Origin of the sequence: Massilia niabensis, assembly GCF_042655085.1 — a bacterium.
Lineage (GTDB): Bacteria > Pseudomonadota > Gammaproteobacteria > Burkholderiales > Burkholderiaceae_D > Telluria > Telluria niabensis.
This window is the reverse complement of sequence record NZ_JBHSMU010000003.1, coordinates 184,161-199,796: the sequence shown is the minus strand read 5'-3', so window position 1 is coordinate 199,796 and position 15,636 is coordinate 184,161. Positions and strand designations below refer to the sequence as shown.

Here is a 15,636-nt window from a genome sequence, read left to right as displayed (position 1 = left end):
TGCGCTACACTGGGTTGCGTCTGCAACCCGACTGGAGAGGCCCACTGTGACGGAACACCGCGCTGCCAGCAACGATCTTTGGAACCACGACCTGGCGCCCACCAGCGCCGCCCAGCGCACCTGGCGCTGGTACCACTTCGCCGCGCTCTGGGTCGGCATGGTGATGTGCATCCCCGCCTATACGCTCTCGGCCAGCCTGATCGAAGGCGGCATGTCCGGCTGGCAGGCGGTGTGGACGGTGTTCCTGGCGAACGCCATCGTGCTGCTGCCGATGCTGCTGATCGGGCACGCCGGCACCAAGTACGGCATTCCGTATGCGGTGCTGGCGCGTTCCTCGTTCGGCACCTCCGGCGCCAAGCTGCCGGCCCTGATGCGCGCCATCGTCGCCTGCGGCTGGTACGGCATCCAGACCTGGTTTGGCGGCAGCATGATCTACACGCTGCTGGGCGTGATGGCCGGGCAACCGGTGGGCGGGGAGCCGATCGCGGGCCTCGGGATCAACCTCGGGCAGCTGCTCTGTTTCCTCGGGTTCTGGACGATCCAGTTCTATTTCATCGTGCACGGCATGGAATCGATCCGCAAACTCGAGACCTGGACCGCGCCGCTGAAAATCGCAATCTGCTTCGTGCTGCTCGGCTGGGTATACAACAAGGTGGGCGGCTTCGGCCCGCTGCTCGACCAGCCTTCGCAATTCGTCGAAGGCGGCAAGAAGGCGGGCCAGTTCTGGAGCACCTTCTGGCCTTCGCTGACCGCCATGGTCGGTTTCTGGGCCACGCTGGCGCTGAACATTCCCGACTTCACGCGTTTTGCGAAGACCCAGCGCGACCAGGTCATCGGCCAGACCATCGGCCTGCCGGCACCGATGGGCTTGCTGGCGGCGCTGGCCGTGATCGTTACCTCGGCCACCGTGGTCCTGTACGGCAAGGCGCTGTGGGACCCGGTCGACGTCGCCAGCCGCATGACCGGCATCGCGGTGCTGGTCGCCCTGATCGTGCTCCTGATCGATACCGTCAGCGTCAACCTGGCGGCCAACCTGGTCGGCCCGGCCTACGATTTTTCGGCGCTGGCCCCGAAAAGCATCAGCTACCGCGCCGGCGGCTACCTGACGGCCGGCATCGCACTCGTCATGATGCCGTGGAAGATCCTCGAGACGACCCAGGGCTATATCTTCACCTGGCTGATCGGCTACTCGGCGCTGCTCGGGCCCATTGCCGGCATCATGATCATCGACTACTACTTCATCCGCAAGACGACGCTCGACGTCGACCAGCTGTACCGGCATGGCGGCATTTATTCGTACGGCAGCGGCTGGAACGTGGCGGCGATCGTCGCTTTCGTGCTGGGTGTGGCGCCGAACATCCCGGGCTTCCTGAACGCGGCCTTCCCGGCGGCGTTCCCGGGCGTGGGCGAGACCTTCAAGACCATTTACACCTATGCCTGGTTCGTCGGCGTGCTCATTTCCGGCGTCGTGTACGGGCTGATGATGAAGGGGCGGGCGCTGCCGGCGCTCCAGCCCGCTGCTCATTCCTAAAACCTCTGGAGAACCCATGACGACGCTCATCCGCGGCGGCACCATCGTGAACGCCGACCGCGCCTTCCGCGGCGACGTGCTCTGTTTCGGCGACAAGATCGTCGCCGTCGACGACAACCTGGAGGCGCCGCCCAACGCGGTCGTCATCGACGCCCGCGGGCAGTACGTGATGCCGGGCGGGATCGACACCCACACCCACATGCAGCTGCCCTTCATGGGCACCGTCACCGCGGACGACTTCTTCACCGGCACCGCGGCCGGCCTGGCGGGCGGCACCACGACCATCATGGACTTCGTGATCCCCGACCCGAAGCAGTCGCTGGTGGACGCCTACGGCACCTGGCGCGGCTGGGCGCGCAAGTCGGCCGGCGACTATACCTTCCACGTCGCCGTGACCTGGTGGGACGAGTCGGTGCATGCCGAGATGGGCACCCTCGTGCGCGAGCATGGCGTGAACAGTTTCAAGCATTTCATGGCCTATAAAAACGCCATCATGGCCGACGACGAAACCCTGGTAAAAAGCTTCAGCCGCGCGCTGGAACTGGGCGCGATCCCGACCGTGCACGCCGAGAACGGCGAGCTGGTCTATCAATTGCAGCAGGACCTCCTGCGCCGAGGGGTGACCGGGGCGAAAGCGCATCCGCTGTCGCGCCCGCCTGAAGTGGAAGCGGAAGCGGCCAACCGGGCGATTGCGATTGCCAGCGTGCTGGGTACCCCGGTCTACATCGTCCACGTGTCCTGCGCCGAGTCGCTGGACGCCATCGCCCGCGCCCGCGCAAAGGGACAGCGCGTGTATGGTGAAGCGCTGGCGGGACACCTCGTGATCGACGACAGCGTGTATGCGAGCGAGGACGAGGATTTTGCGCGCGGCCACGTCATGAGCCCGCCGTTTCGCAGCAAGCACCACCAGCAGGCGCTATGGCAGGGCCTGCGCGGCGGGAACCTGCACACCACCGCCACTGACCACTGCACCTTCTGCGCCGAGCAGAAGGCGGCCGGCAAGGACAACTTCACGCGCATCCCGAACGGCTGCGGCGGTGTCGAGGAACGCATGGCCGTGGTCTGGGATGGCGGCGTGAATAGCGGGCTGTTGACGCCGTCGGAATTCGTGCGCGTCACCTCGACCAACGCCGCCCAGATCTTTAACATGTACCCGCGCAAGGGCGTGATCGCCATCGGGGCCGACGCCGACATCGTCGTCTGGGACCCGAACGGCTCGCGCACGATTTCCAGCAAGACCCAGTTCGCGAAAGGCGGCTTCAACGTCTTCGAGGGCCGCACCGTGCGCGGGATCCCGACGCACACGGTCGCCGCCGGCAAACTGGTTTTCGAGCGCGGCGATCTGCGCGCCGAAGAGGGCGCCGGCCGCCACATCGACCGCCCGGCCTTTGCTGTCCAAACGGCGTAACCATCACCCTGCACCGGAAAACAACCATGCCCGACACCCTGCGCATCAACGGCCAACGCCTGTGGGACTCCCTGATGGAACTGGCGCAAATCGGCGCCACCGAAAAGGGCGGCGTCAAACGCCTCACGCTGACCGACCTCGATCGCCAGGGCCGGGACCTGATCGTGCGCTGGGCCGAGCAAGCCGGCATGTCCGTCACCGTCGACAAGATCGGCAACGTCTTCATGCGCCGCGCCGGCCGCGACAACAGCCTGCCGCCGATCGTCACCGGCAGCCATATCGACACCCAGCCGACCGGCGGCAAGTTCGACGGCAACTACGGCGTGCTGGCCGGCCTGGAAGTCGTGCGCACCCTGAACGAGCACGGCATCGCCACCGAAGCGCCGATTGAAGTGGCGTTCTGGACCAATGAGGAAGGCTCGCGTTTCGTGCCGGTGATGATGGGTTCCGGCGTGTTCTGCGGCGCCTTCAGCCTCGAGACCGCGTATGCAGCGAAGGATGTCGACGGTAAAACCGTGCGCGAAGAACTGGAGCGCATCGGTTACCTCGGCGAGGAAGAGCCCGGCCAGCACCCGATCGGGGCCTATTTCGAGACCCACATCGAGCAGGGCCCGGTGCTGGAAGACGCCGACAAGGTGATCGGCGTGGTGCCGGCAGTGATGGGCCTGTCCTGGTACGACTGCATCGTCAGCGGCATGGAAGCGCACGCGGGCCCGACGCCAATGGGCCTGCGCCGCGACGCGCTGCAGGTGGCCACCACCATCATGCAGGAAACCGTGGCGATCGCGAACCGCTACCCGCCCTACGGACGCGGCACGGTCGGCATGGTGCAGGTATTCCCGAACAGCCGCAACGTCATTCCCGGCCAGGTCAAGTTCAGCATCGACCTGCGCAACGTGAACGAGGAGCTGCTCAACACCATGCACGAGGAGATGCTGGCCTTTGTCGCGAAGACGCGCGCCGAGACGGGCCTGGGCATCGAGGTCGAACGCGTGTCCTACTATCCGCCATGCCCCTTCCATCCCGACTGCGTGAACGCCGTGCGCGCCGCAACCGACAAGCTGGGCTACTCGACGATGGACGTCGTTTCCGGCGCTGGCCACGACGCGATCTACACTGCGCGCGTCGCACCGTCGGGCATGATCTTCGTGCCCTGCAAGGATGGCATCAGCCACAACGAGATCGAGGACGCGCAGCCGGCGCACCTGGAGGCCGGCTGCAATGTGCTGCTGCACGCCATGCTGGAGCGGGCACGGGTCGCCGACTGAAACAATGGGCACGCGGAAACGCAGCTAAAATGGCTGCATGCCGAGCAAAACCCCTACCTATCCCGGCCCGCTCACCGCGCGCGGCGCCGTGCTGGCCGTGCTGCTGTCGAACGAAGACCAGACCGGCACCGAGCCGTTGCGCGGCCGCGTCACCCTGGCCGCCATCGTCCGCACCTTGAAACGCAAATACAATTGGCCGATCGAAACGAGCAGCTTCCCGTCGAATGCCGCCGATGGCCGCGCCACCTGGGCAACGGTGTACAGCCTGCCGCCGGCCGTGATCGAGCGCGCGCTCGACCGGGGCGGCCGCGACTGGCTCAGGAGCCGTGCCAGCGCGAAGCGCCAGCCGCCGCCCGAGTTCGATTGACTGGAGAGCCATGCGTGACGCCGCCGCCAGCCCTCGTCCGCTCGTGACGCTGGCCTTCACGGCGGCGGCAATGCTTGCGTTTGCCGCCAATTCGCTGCTGTGCCGGCTCGCCCTGCAGCAGGGCGGCATCGACCCGGCCAGCTTTGGCGCGGTGCGGGTGGTGGCCGGCGCGCTGGCGCTGGCGCTGATTGTCCGCATGCGGCGCGGCGGACGCCCGGCCGTGCCCAGCGACTGGTGGTCGGCTGCGATGCTGTTCGCCTACGTCGCCTTTTTCTCGTTCGCCTATGTCAGCCTGCCGGCGGGCAGCGGCGCCCTGGTGCTGTTCGGCGCCGTCCAGCTGACGATGTTCGGCGTGGGGCTGCATCGCGGTGAGCGCTTCCCGCTGCCCGGCTGGATCGGGCTGGCCATCGCCGGCGCCGGCCTCGTCTACCTCGTATTGCCGGGCGTCGCCGCGCCGCCGCTGGCCGGCACGCTGCTGATGGTGGCCGCCGGCGCGGCCTGGGGTGTGTATTCGCTGCGCGGACGCGGCGCCGCCGACCCGCTGGGCGTCACTGCCGTCAATTTTCTCTGCGCCACTCCGTTCGCCCTGGTGCTCTGGCTGCCCTTCGCCGGCGTGGCGCGTGCCGATGGCAGGGGCATCCTGCTTGCCGTCGTCTCCGGCGCCCTGACCTCGGGCGTCGGCTATGCGCTCTGGTATACCGCGCTGCGCGGCTTGACTGCGATGCGGGCGGCGACCGTGCAGTTATCGGTGCCGCCGCTGGCCGCGCTCGGCGCTGTCCTGTGGCTGGGCGAAGCCGTCACCCTGCGGCTGCTGGTGGCCTCGATTGCGATCCTGGGTGGCATTGCGCTGGTGCTGAGGCATCGCGCGGTGGCGCCGGCACCCAAGCCCTGATCCTCAACCGAGGACTTTCTCCATGAAGACCGAAGGAATGCCGATGCCGGAGCGGTGCGGGTACAGCTCCTCGCGCAGGGCAACAAAGCCGGCGCGCTGGTAGAAGGGAAGGGCGTTCAGCGACGCCGACAGGAACAGGCGTTCGATGCCCCCTGCACGGGCGTTCGCCTCGAGCGTGTCGAGCAGGACCCGGCCGATACCACGGCCTTGGCAGGCCGGGTCGACAAAGGCGGCGTCCACTTCGCCGCTCAAGGGATCGAGCACGGCATAACCAATGATCGCGTCGTCCTCGACGGCCACCAGGCCGCCGCCGTGCTCGATGTGCCGTCCCAGAGAGGCCGGTGCCGGCGACGCCAGCCAGACCGCCAGCACCTCTGGCGTGTAATGCGCGGGGCAGCCGTGTGCGACCGCGCGCGTGCGCAGGTCCCAGAGCAGCGCGATGTCTTCAAGCGTGGCCTGGCGTAATGCGATCATGGCAGTGTTCGCTGCTTCAGGGTAAGGCCGGGCGTTCGGCCAGGTGACGGAAGAAGTCGAGCAGCACCTGCGCCGCCAGCTCGGCATCGTCGGCCGTCATCGTTTCCAGCGGGTTGTGGCTGATGCCGCCGTTGCCGCAGCGGGTGAACAGCATGGCGACGTCGGTCATCTGCGCCATCTGCATCGCGTCGTGGCCGGCGCCGGACAGCAGGTCGAAACGCGGCACGCCCTGGCGTTCCACGGCAGCACCAAACAGGTCCATCAGGCAGGGCGAGCAGGGCGCCGCCTCGGCCTCCACGATCTTCCACAGCTTTTCCTCGATGCCGCGCCGCGCGCAAATGGCGCTGATCCCGGCCAGGATGTCGTCCACGGCCGCGAGGCGCACGGCGTCGTCGGCAGCGCGGATGTCGAGCGACAGTTTGCAGGTGCCGGGGATCACGTTCACCGAGCTGCCTGGGACTTCCAGTTGGCCGACGGTGCCGACCAGCGAGGCGACGCCGCTGCAGCGCCCCTCGACCAGCAGCACAACTTCGGCTGCTGCGGCGGCGGCGTCGCGCCGCATGCCCATCGGCGTCGTGCCGGCATGGCTGGCCACGCCCGTCAATTCGACAAGGTAGCGAGAGCTGCCGGCAATGGCCGTCACCACGCCCACCGGCAGGCCGCGTTCAAGCAGCACCGGTCCCTGTTCGATATGCACTTCGACGAAGCCGAGCAGGTCTTCGGGGCGGCGGGCCAGCGCCGCAATGGCCTCCGGATCATGGCCGGCCTGCACCATGGCCGCGCGCATCGTCGTACCCGCCTCATCGACGGTGTCGAGCAGCGCCGGGTTGAAACGGCCGCAAATGGCGCTGCTGCCTAAAAACGTACTGCGAAAGCGCACGCCTTCCTCTTCCGCGAAACCGACCACCTCGAGATGGAAGGGCAGGCGCTCGCCGCGTGCATGCAGGTGCCGTACGATGGCAACCGGCAGCAGGATGCCGAGGCGGCCGTCGTACTTGCCGCCATTGCGCACGGTGTCGTAGTGCGAGCCGGTCATCAGGGTCTTCGCGTTCGGGGTGTTTGCCGCGTAGCGCCCGACCACGTTGCCGACCGCGTCGATATGCGCCTCCATGCCGGCTTCCTGCATCCAGCTGGCGATTTGCGCCGCGGTGCGGCAGTGCGCCGGGGTCAGGTAGGCGCAGGTGAGGCCGGGCTCGGTATCGCTCCAGGACCCGATGGTGTCGCACCACTCCATCACCAGCGCGCCGAGTTCCGGCATGATGCCAAGGAGGGCATTGAGGCGGATTTCGGCGATGCGGTGCACCTGGCGCAAGGCCTCGGCCAGCTCGTCGGCACGGGTGTTCTTCAGGCGCCGCGCGAAGGTCTCGATGATGGCCGTGCGCGTGAGCCCGCGCCCGGTCGGCCCCTTGACCGCGAGGATGAAGGGGAAACCGAACTTCGCGTTGTATTCCGAGTTGAGCTGATGCAGCCGCGCGTACTCATCAGGGCTGCACAGGTTCAGGCCCGAGGCGGCCTGTTCGCCTGTCGATTCCGCGGTCAGCTCGCCCGCAATCGCCGCCTTGCCCGCCAGTTCCGGGTGCGCGCGCAGGAGCGCGAGGCGTTCCTCCATGCTGGCCACGTCCACTGCATCCTGCAGCGCGAGCTTGAGGGCGGCGAGGCTTGCGAAGGGACGCTTGCCGGCGGCCCGTTCCGGAATCCACGGTGAATGTTCATAGATGCCGTTCAGTGCCGCCACGAAGGCGGGAGCGTCAATGGTGTTCAGGCTGGCAAGCGTGGTCATGAAAGGACTTCCTCGATGGAGCACTCAATGATAAATCCTGCAAGGCGCTGCATGTATATGCCCAGGCCGATGCGCCGCCTCGGCCCGCGCATATACCTATTTCACCAGCGCCCGCGCCGCCTGGCTGACCTGGTCGCGCAGCCATTTGTGTTCCGGCGAGCCGTGCACGCGCTGGTGCCAGAGCTGGTAGAAGCGCATCGGCGGAAACTTGAGCGGCATCGTGAAGGTTTTCAGCGGCAGCGTCTTCTCGTAGAAACGCATGAACTGGCGGCCGGTGGTGAGCACCAGGTCCGTTTGCGTCAGCATGTACGGGATCAGCCCGAAATAGGGCGACTCGACCGCGATCTTGCGCTGTAGCCCGGAGCGCGCGAGGAAGGCGTCGATCACGCCGTGGTAGCCGGGCAGGGTTTGCGAAGGCGCCACATGCGGCAGGCTGAGATAGTCTTCGACGGTCATGGCGTCGACGCCTGTCCTGCGCGCGTACGGGCTGTCGGCACGCATGGTGCAGACGATCGGGTCCTCGAACAGTTTCGAGATGTGCAGGTGGGCGGGCGGCTCGTCCCAGTTGGCGATCACTAAATCCATGTCGCCATCGGACAGCATGCGCAGGTAGTCGGCGCCGGCGCCCATGCCGTGGATGGCGACCCGGCTGTTCGGCGAACCGCGGCGCACGGCGGCCACCACGTTCGGCAGGAACTGGGTGTCGAGGTAGTCCGGCGCGGCGATGTGGAAGGTGCGCGCCGCGTCCTCGGGCACGAAGGGCGACTTCTTGATGAACAGGCTCTCGGTCTCGTCAAGGATGCGCTTGGCGGGTTTCAGCAGGCTTTCGCCGTGCTGGGTCGGCACCATGCCGCGCGCGCCGCGTACCAGCAGCGGGTCGCCGGTCAGCTCGCGCAGTTTGCGCAGCGAGGCCGAGATCGAGGGCTGCGGCTGGTTCAGCTTGAGCGCCACGCGCGAGACGTTTTTCTCCACCAGCAGCAGGTAGAGGATGCGGATCAGGTGCAGGTCCAGGTGCTGGGGCAGGGCGGACATCTTGAATTATTGGCGTATATCCGTTCGGTTATGTCGAATATACGTTATCTTTCATGTTGTACAAAATGATATCGGTTTATCTTCGCTCAGATACCACGATTGATAGTGCCACCCATAACGCTACAAGGACTGTGCATGGACGTGTTCGGATACCTGGCTCCTTACGGCCTCGAATGGCTCAACCTGCTCGTGCGCTGGCTGCACATCATCACGGGCATCGCCTGGATCGGGGCCTCGTTCTATTTCGTCTGGCTGGACAACACCATCCGCCCGCCCGCGCTCGGTTCCGAGCTGGCGAAAAAGGGCGTTGCCGGTGAGCTGTGGGCAGTGCATGGCGGCGGCTTCTACAACCCGCAAAAATACCTGGTCGCCCCGGCCGAACTGCCGAAGGAACTGCACTGGTTCAAGTGGGAAGCCTACTCGACCTGGCTCTCGGGCTTCGCGCTGCTCGTCATCGTGTATTACCTGAACGCGCAGGCGATGATGGTCGACCGCAGCGTGCTTGAGCTCTCCAGCTGGCAGGCGGTCGGCATTGGCCTGGGCAGCCTGGTGGTGGGCTGGCTGGTCTACGACGTGCTGTGCAAGTCGCCGCTCGGCAAGCGCGATCTGGCCTTTGGCCTCGTGATCTTCGCCTTCCTGGTTGGCGCCAGTTATGTGCTGACGCATCTGCTCAGCGGCCGCGCGGCCTACCTGCACATCGGCGCGATGATCGGCACCATCATGGTCGCCAACGTGGCGCACGTGATCATCCCCGGCCAGCGCAAGATGGTGAACGCGATGATGGCGGGGCAGCAGCCTGACCCGAGCTACGGCATCAAGGCCAAGCAGCGCTCGGTCCACAACAATTACTTCACGCTGCCGGTGCTGTTCCTCATGATCAGCAACCACTATGCGATGACCTATAACCACCGGCATGCATGGGCGGTGCTGGCGATCGTGATGGCGGCCGGCGTGCTGATCCGCCATTTCTTCAACCTGCGCCACAAGGGCCGCGTCGAATGGAAGTACCCGGCCGCCGGCGTGGCGCTGCTCGCCGTGCTGGCGGTGCTGATTGCGCCGAAGGCGCCGCAGGCCCCCCAGCCGGGCGTCGACCACGTGGCCCAGTTCACGCAAGTGCGCGCGATCATGGACCAGCGCTGCGTGAGCTGCCATGCGGCGCAGCCGACCCAGCCCGGCTTTGCCACGGCGCCGGCCGGCGTGCTGCTCGATTCGCCGCAGCACATCGCCCAGCACGCCGCGCGCATCTACCAGCAGACCGTGCAGCTGAAAGCCATGCCGCTGGCGAACCTCACCCACATGACCGATGCCGAACGGGCGCAGGTCGGCGCCTGGTTCGAAGCCGGCGCAAAAACCGGACAATGATCATGACCGATGCCCAGCAACAGCTCCTCGACTGGATCGATGCCCACTTCGACGAGGAAGTCGCCTTCCTTCAGAGCGTGGTGCGTATCCCGACCGATACCCCGCCCGGCAACAACGCGCCGCACGCCGACGCCGTGGCGGACATGGTGCAAGCCTTTGGCTGGGAAGCCGAGCGCCACGCCGTGCCGCAGCAGCTTGTCCTTGGCTACGGCATGGAAAGCATCACCAACCTGATCGTGCGCTTGGCGTATGGCGCAGGCGGCCCGACGGTGGCCCTGAACGCCCATGGCGACGTGGTGCCGCCGGGCGAGGGCTGGACCAGGCCACCGTACGGCGCGCAGATCGAGGATGGCTTCCTGTACGGACGCGCCGCGGCGGTCTCGAAGAGCGATTTCGCGACCTACATCTTCGCCGTGCGCGCGCTCGAAGCGCTCGGCGCGCCCTTGAAGGGCGGGGTCGAACTGCACTTTACCTACGACGAGGAGTTCGGCGGCCTGCTCGGGCCGGGATGGCTGCTCGAGCAGGGGCTTACCAAGCCCGACTTGGTCATTGCCGCCGGTTTCAGCTACGGCATCGTCACCGCCCACAACGCCTGCCTGCAGCTGGAAGTGACGGTGCATGGCAAGGCCGGCCATGGCGCCATGCCGGAGACGGCGGTCGATGCGCTGCAGGCCGCCACGCGCGTCCTGAACGCGATCTATGGCCAGCTGCCGGAACTGAAAAAAATCAAGTCGGGGGTAGCAGGCATCGACTCGCCAACCATGCTGGTCGGTCGCATCGATGGTGGGACGAATACCAATGTGGTGCCGGGCAAGGTGGTGCTGAAAATGGACCGCCGCATGATCCCGGAAGAAGACCCGGTCGCGGTCGAAGCCGGGGTGCGCGCGCTGATCGAGGATGCGGTCAAGGACTTGCCCGGCATCCGCGTCGAGATCCGCCGTCTGCTGCTATCGCAGGCCCTGCGTCCTTTGCCGGGTTCGGAGAAGCTGGCGGCGAGCCTGCAGCGCCATGCGCAAACAGTGCTGGGCGAAGCGATTCCGGCGCATGGCACGCCGCTCTACGCGGACGCGCGGCTGTATGGCGAGCGCGGGATCCCGGCGGTGATGTATGGCGCCGGACCGCGTACCGTGCCGGAATCGAATGCGAAAAAGGCGGACGAGCGGCTGGCGCTGGAGGATTTGCGCAAGGCGACCAAGGTAGTGGCCTTGACGCTGCTGGATTTATTGAGAGAGTAGCGTGGGCACAGGGTGCTCACGCTACCGACTGCGGGTTACGGCTGTCCTGCCGCCCCCGCCTTGCTCAGCGATTCCGCCATCCGCACCAGCTTGACGAATTCGGCGCGATAGCCATCGAGGTCCGCACCGCGGGCCGCGTTGGCCAGTTCGGCAATCTCGGCATGGCTGTAGTCGGCGACCTGCTGCTCGCCGCGCAGGCGCTGGCCGAAGGCGGCCACGGCCACCGCGAAGCGCTGGTCAGGCGGGCTTGACTCCAGCGTCGCATGCGCCGACTTCGCCAGCACCGGACGCTCGACCAGGCGGCTGCTGGATTCGCCCGGCAGCTTGTAGCGCACCCGCACGAAGCACAGCTCGTCGCCCTTGGCTTGCGATGCCGCCTTCGTCCCTTTGCCCTCGCCATAGCGCAGCGGATCGACCAGCCGGCCGGCGGCGCCCGCGGGCGTGATCTCGTAGATGGCGGTGACGGTGTGGCCGGCGCCCATGTCGCCGGCATCGACCTTGTCGTCCTTGAAGTCCTGGCGGTTCAGCATGCGCGTCTCGTAGCCGATCAGCCGGTAGGCTGCGACCTGGGCGGGGTTGAACTCGACCTGCATCTTGACGTCGTTTGCGATCGGGAACATGGTCGAGCCGAGTTCCTCCTGCAGGGCCTTGCGCGCCTCGAGCAGGGAGTCGATGTAGGCCGCGTTGCCGTTGCCCGACTGGGTCAGGCGCTGGATCAGCGCGTCGTTCAGGTTGCCGCTGCCGACGCCGAAGATCGACAGGTAGACGCCGCTCTTGCGCTTACCGGCGATGAAGGTCTCCAGCTGGCGCGGGTCCTGGATGCCGATGTTGAAATCGCCGTCCGTCGCCAGGATGATGCGGTTCACGGCCTTCGCGTCGAAGTGCTGCTCGGCCAGCGCGTAGGCGCGCTGCAGGCCTTCGGCGCCGGCCGTGCCGCCGCCCGCGCCGAGGGCGTCGATGGCGGCGAGGATCTTGTGCTTCTCCTGGCCCGTGGTGGGCTCGAGCGCCACGGCGGTGCCGTTGGCATAGGTAACGATGGCGACCCGGTCCTGGGGGCGCAGGCCTTCGGCGAACAGCCGGAAGCCCTGCTTGAGCAGGGGCAGGCGGTCCTGCATGGCCATCGAGCCGGAGACGTCGACCAGCAGCACCACGTTCATCGCCGGCCGCTCGGCGGGCGCCATGTCGAAGCCGCGCACGGCGATGTGGACCAGCTGGTTGCCGGCCTTCCACGGGCTCGGCATCACCTCGGTCGTTACCGCGAACGGCTGCGTGCGTGCGGCCGGACGGGCATAGCCATAGGGGAAGTAGTTCACCATTTCCTCGACGCGCACGGCGCCGGCGTGCGGCACCCGGCCGGAGTTCAACTGGCGCCGCACATAGGCATAGGAGGCCGTGTCGACGTCGGAACTGAAGGTGGAGACGGGCTGCTCCTCGACCAGCACAAGACCGTTGGCCGCCTTGTCGGGAAATTTGTCCTCGCTGCGCATCAGGATCAGCGGCGGCGCCATCACCGAATAGTTCGGCACGCCAGCTATCGGTGCGTAGCTGTGGAAGGGTGCGATGGACGAACCGGTCACGGCAATCCGCTGCGACACCTGGGGCGCCGGAGCGGGGGGCGGGGGAGCGATGGCGAGGGGGGCACCGGGGTGCGCACTTGTCGGCGAAGATGCGGGCGCCGACTGGGGAGCCGATTCCGGCGCCGTGCTGCAGGCGGCCAGCAGGAGGGAGGCCGCTGCCAGGACAGGCAGCGTGCGGTCGAAGCATCTCACGACATCACCGTGTAGGAATTGTTGTTCGTACAAGATGCTACAGTAACAACGGTGTTGCAATGGCCGTTACAAGTTGTAATTCTTTACCCGATGCGCATGGGACCGCCCCGGCCAGGGCATCAGCGCGGCACGATGGCGAACTGCGGTCCCTTGCTGTAATCGGCCTTGATGCTGCGCGCCATGAACAGGGCCCAGGCCTTGCGTCCGGCTTCGCCGCCGGCGGTCGCCGCATACGCCAGCGCCGGCTGCATGTTCGACGGGAAGCCGGCGGGAGCGTGCGAATAACCGCCCATGTCGCCCGGTTTGCGCTCGGTAGCGGCCGCCAGGGCGTCGCTGCCGCAGGGCAGGGCCGCTATCTCGGGGCCGACGGTTGCGGTATAGGCCTGCGCGATCGTCTCAAAGATGGGCGCCGTCGGCGAGGCGCGCACCGCATAGGTATAGTTTGCCGCCGTCATCCAGCAGGCGCCCGGTCCGAGCATGCGTGCAAGCGGGAAGCGCGCCTTGTACTTGAGGAGCGGTTCGGCGCCCTTGAAGCCGAGTTCCGCCACGTGGCCAACGCTCGATGTGAAAAAGTCGTCCTGCCAGGGCGCCACGCTGGTCTTTCCCCTGTAGACGGCAGCCCGGCCGTGGGTAAGCACACCCAGCTTGTTGGCCGCCGGGTTGGTGCTGTACTCGGCGTTGTACCAGTCGAGGTTGCTGGCGAGGATCGCGGTGAACTGGCGCTTGAGCGGGTGGCCGTCCGGCGTGATGTAGGCGGCCTGGCCGAGGGTGCGCAGGCCCCAGGCCTGGCCGCGCACCTGGTGCGGCGCCAGCAGGCCCTGGATGTTCTTGCGGTAGCTGGGGGGCGCGGTAAACACGTTGTACATCGCCCAGAACTGCAGCTCTTCCAGGTAGTAGTGGTCCCCGGTGACGAGGTAGGGAAGGTAGGCGAAGCCCGGCTGGTGCGCGACGTCTGCCCTGTTGGGCGTCTTGCATGCCTGCTTGTCGCAGGGCGGAAAGGCTTCCAGCTTGCCGGTCTGCGGGTTGCGCGTATCGGAGCGCTGGCCCAGCAGGGTCATGTAAGGATAGTCCATCAGGCCCACCGGCATGCCCGTGCGCTTGTCGCGGTAGTGGATCGACCAGCTGCCGGCCAGGTCCGCGGTGCCCAGCGTGATGTCTTTCGCCTGTGCGTCCATGCTGAGCAGGTACATCGCCGCCCAGCCCGGCAAGAGGCCGATATCCATGCGCCCGCCGGTCCCGGGCATGGCGCGCGCGGCGACACCGACACCCATCGGCTCGGCCGCCGGACCTTTCCATCTCGCGGCCAGGGACGCCAGGGCCGCGCTTGACACCACGACCGAGCGGTCGTAGTTCGGCAGTGCCCGCGTGGCGATGAGATATTCAGGATCGTGGCGCAGGTGCAGCGCCGGCGCCGCCCCGACCCAGGCCAGGTTGCGCCAACGGGCGTGGTGCCAGTGGGTGAAGCCCTGCTTCGCATACACCGGCTTGCCGCCGGCCGTGAGCTCGACGTCATAGATGATATTGCGCGGATCGGGTTCGAATGCCCAGTTGTTCTCGATGGCGACATCGACCCGCGCCTTCTTCGCCTCGCCATACCAGCGCACGGCAAAGCGCGCCGCGAGGTGCGGATGCTCGGCGCCCTGGGCGTTGCGCAGGGGCGCGGCCACCTGCAGTTCGGTCACGATCGGGCCGTGCAGCCAGACCTGCGCCTTTTGGGCCTTGAACAGCGCGTCGCTGGACGCGGTATAGCGCTCGCCGCCTTCCGTGATGCTGACGGTGGCGTCGGCACCGAGTCCCGCCCTGGCCGGTCCCGGGTCATCCGCTTTCCTGGGCGCCTTCACCAGGGCGAGGCCGACATCCTTGCCCGCCAGGCGCGGCAGCAGCAGCGACAGCACCGCATGGCGCACCGAGCCGTCGGGGTGCGAGGCCTTGACGTCCATCTGCAGCGGCAGCAGGGTGCCGTCAGCCAGTTTGGCGGCGAGCGCAGTGCCGCGCGCAACGTCGCCGGTTGCGAATACCTGGCCGAAGGTGACCGGCACCTTCGACTGTTCGCCGCGCCCGGTGCTTTCGATGACGACGCCGGTAATGCCGCCGGCCGGGATCGCGAGAGTGGGCCTGGCGACCGGTGTGTCGTCCCTGGACGCCTCTTTGGCGCGGCGCTTTGGCGCCGGGTTGCCCTGGTCCTCGTCCTCGTCTCCGGTATCGCTCCGGCGCTTGCCGGCGGGCCGGCTGTCGGGCTTCGGCCTGGCCTCGGCCGCCTTCCTGGCAGGGGGCTCCTGCGGCTGCGCCTCCGCGCCGTGGCGCTCGCCCAGCACGCGGCTGGAATCGAGCTTGCCGGTGGTGGGCAGGCCGACGAAGCCGGGATCATCGCTGGAGGTCTTCCTGTCCTGCGCCTGCACGCCGGTGGAGGCGAGGGCAAGCAGGCAAAGAGCGAGACGGGTACGGACTGAAGCGGGAGCTGGATGCATGCGGGCGCGTGAAAGTTGGTACGGATGAGTGCACAGTAAAACAAAAAGCG

12 protein-coding genes are annotated in these 15,636 nt (G+C 67.0%); 7 read left to right on the top strand and 5 right to left on the bottom strand.

Features of this window, described 5'->3' with window-relative positions; genetic code table 11:
- Positions 1-46 precede the first annotated feature (46 nt).
- The 5 genes from ACFPN5_RS01015 to ACFPN5_RS00995 are packed head-to-tail and all read left to right on the top strand — an operon-like array spanning position 47 to position 5,466.
- Entirely contained in the window at positions 47-1,531 is a 1,485-nt protein-coding gene (locus ACFPN5_RS01015; protein ID WP_379779188.1) for an NCS1 family nucleobase:cation symporter-1, read from the top strand.
- 16 nt (positions 1,532-1,547) lie between these two features.
- Positions 1,548-2,939, top strand: a complete 1,392-nt coding sequence (hydA, locus tag ACFPN5_RS01010) for a dihydropyrimidinase (RefSeq protein WP_379779186.1) — start codon at positions 1,548-1,550, stop codon at positions 2,937-2,939.
- Positions 2,940-2,965: 26 nt separating this feature from the next.
- A complete protein-coding gene (locus tag ACFPN5_RS01005) occupies positions 2,966-4,207 on the top strand; it encodes a Zn-dependent hydrolase (protein WP_379779184.1) in 1,242 nt (413 codons plus the stop codon).
- Positions 4,208-4,244: 37 nt separating this feature from the next.
- On the top strand, positions 4,245-4,574 hold the full coding sequence (locus ACFPN5_RS01000; RefSeq protein WP_379779182.1) for a hypothetical protein: 330 nt from the start codon (positions 4,245-4,247) through the stop codon (positions 4,572-4,574).
- Between the two features lie 10 nt (positions 4,575-4,584).
- On the top strand, positions 4,585-5,466 hold the full coding sequence (locus tag ACFPN5_RS00995; protein ID WP_379779180.1) for a DMT family transporter: 882 nt from the start codon (positions 4,585-4,587) through the stop codon (positions 5,464-5,466).
- A gap of 3 nt (positions 5,467-5,469) precedes the next feature.
- Here ACFPN5_RS00995 and ACFPN5_RS00990 read toward each other — a convergent pair whose 3' ends face one another.
- From ACFPN5_RS00990 to ACFPN5_RS00980, 3 genes are all read right to left on the bottom strand, one after another.
- On the bottom strand, positions 5,470-5,940 hold the full coding sequence (locus ACFPN5_RS00990) for a GNAT family N-acetyltransferase (RefSeq protein ID WP_379779178.1): 471 nt from the start codon (positions 5,938-5,940) through the stop codon (positions 5,470-5,472).
- 16 nt (positions 5,941-5,956) lie between these two features.
- Positions 5,957-7,720, bottom strand: a complete 1,764-nt coding sequence (locus ACFPN5_RS00985) for an allantoate amidohydrolase (RefSeq protein ID WP_379779176.1) — start codon at positions 7,718-7,720, stop codon at positions 5,957-5,959.
- A 96-nt stretch (positions 7,721-7,816) separates the two neighbouring features.
- Positions 7,817-8,752, bottom strand: a complete 936-nt coding sequence (locus ACFPN5_RS00980; RefSeq protein ID WP_379779174.1) for a LysR substrate-binding domain-containing protein — start codon at positions 8,750-8,752, stop codon at positions 7,817-7,819.
- A gap of 135 nt (positions 8,753-8,887) precedes the next feature.
- On the opposite strand from ACFPN5_RS00980, the gene ACFPN5_RS00975 reads away from it, so the two are divergent.
- Together ACFPN5_RS00975 and ACFPN5_RS00970 are read left to right on the top strand one after the other, a co-directional pair.
- Complete coding sequence (locus ACFPN5_RS00975) at positions 8,888-10,114, top strand: urate hydroxylase PuuD (RefSeq protein ID WP_379779172.1); 1,227 nt, start codon at positions 8,888-8,890, stop codon at positions 10,112-10,114.
- Between the two features lie 2 nt (positions 10,115-10,116).
- Positions 10,117-11,349 (top strand): M20/M25/M40 family metallo-hydrolase, encoded by a 1,233-nt coding sequence (locus tag ACFPN5_RS00970; protein WP_379779170.1) that lies wholly within the window; start codon positions 10,117-10,119, stop codon positions 11,347-11,349.
- A 35-nt stretch (positions 11,350-11,384) separates the two neighbouring features.
- Here the strand turns inward: ACFPN5_RS00970 and ACFPN5_RS00965 are convergent, their stop codons facing one another.
- Entirely contained in the window at positions 11,385-13,118 is a 1,734-nt protein-coding gene (locus ACFPN5_RS00965; RefSeq protein ID WP_379779168.1) for a vWA domain-containing protein, read from the bottom strand.
- Positions 13,119-13,237: 119 nt separating this feature from the next.
- Positions 13,238-15,586, bottom strand: a complete 2,349-nt coding sequence (locus tag ACFPN5_RS00960; protein ID WP_379779166.1) for an RIFT barrel domain-containing protein — start codon at positions 15,584-15,586, stop codon at positions 13,238-13,240.
- Positions 15,587-15,636: the final 50 nt, after the last annotated feature.

Bases quoted from the DNA above. Each gene is read 5' to 3' on its own strand.
- hydA (WP_379779186.1), top strand. From the start codon at position 1,548: ATGACGACGCTCATCCGCGGCGGCACCATCGTGAACGCCGACCGCGCC.
- ACFPN5_RS01005 (WP_379779184.1), top strand. From the start codon at position 2,966: ATGCCCGACACCCTGCGCATCAACGGCCAACGCCTGTGGGACTCCCTG.
- ACFPN5_RS01000 (WP_379779182.1), top strand. From the start codon at position 4,245: ATGCCGAGCAAAACCCCTACCTATCCCGGCCCGCTCACCGCGCGCGGC.
- ACFPN5_RS00995 (WP_379779180.1), top strand. From the start codon at position 4,585: ATGCGTGACGCCGCCGCCAGCCCTCGTCCGCTCGTGACGCTGGCCTTC.
- ACFPN5_RS00990 (WP_379779178.1), bottom strand. From the start codon at position 5,940: ATGATCGCATTACGCCAGGCCACGCTTGAAGACATCGCGCTGCTCTGG.
- ACFPN5_RS00985 (WP_379779176.1), bottom strand. From the start codon at position 7,720: ATGACCACGCTTGCCAGCCTGAACACCATTGACGCTCCCGCCTTCGTG.
- ACFPN5_RS00980 (WP_379779174.1), bottom strand. From the start codon at position 8,752: ATGTCCGCCCTGCCCCAGCACCTGGACCTGCACCTGATCCGCATCCTC.
- ACFPN5_RS00975 (WP_379779172.1), top strand. From the start codon at position 8,888: ATGGACGTGTTCGGATACCTGGCTCCTTACGGCCTCGAATGGCTCAAC.
- ACFPN5_RS00970 (WP_379779170.1), top strand. From the start codon at position 10,117: ATGACCGATGCCCAGCAACAGCTCCTCGACTGGATCGATGCCCACTTC.
- ACFPN5_RS00960 (WP_379779166.1), bottom strand. From the start codon at position 15,586: ATGCATCCAGCTCCCGCTTCAGTCCGTACCCGTCTCGCTCTTTGCCTG.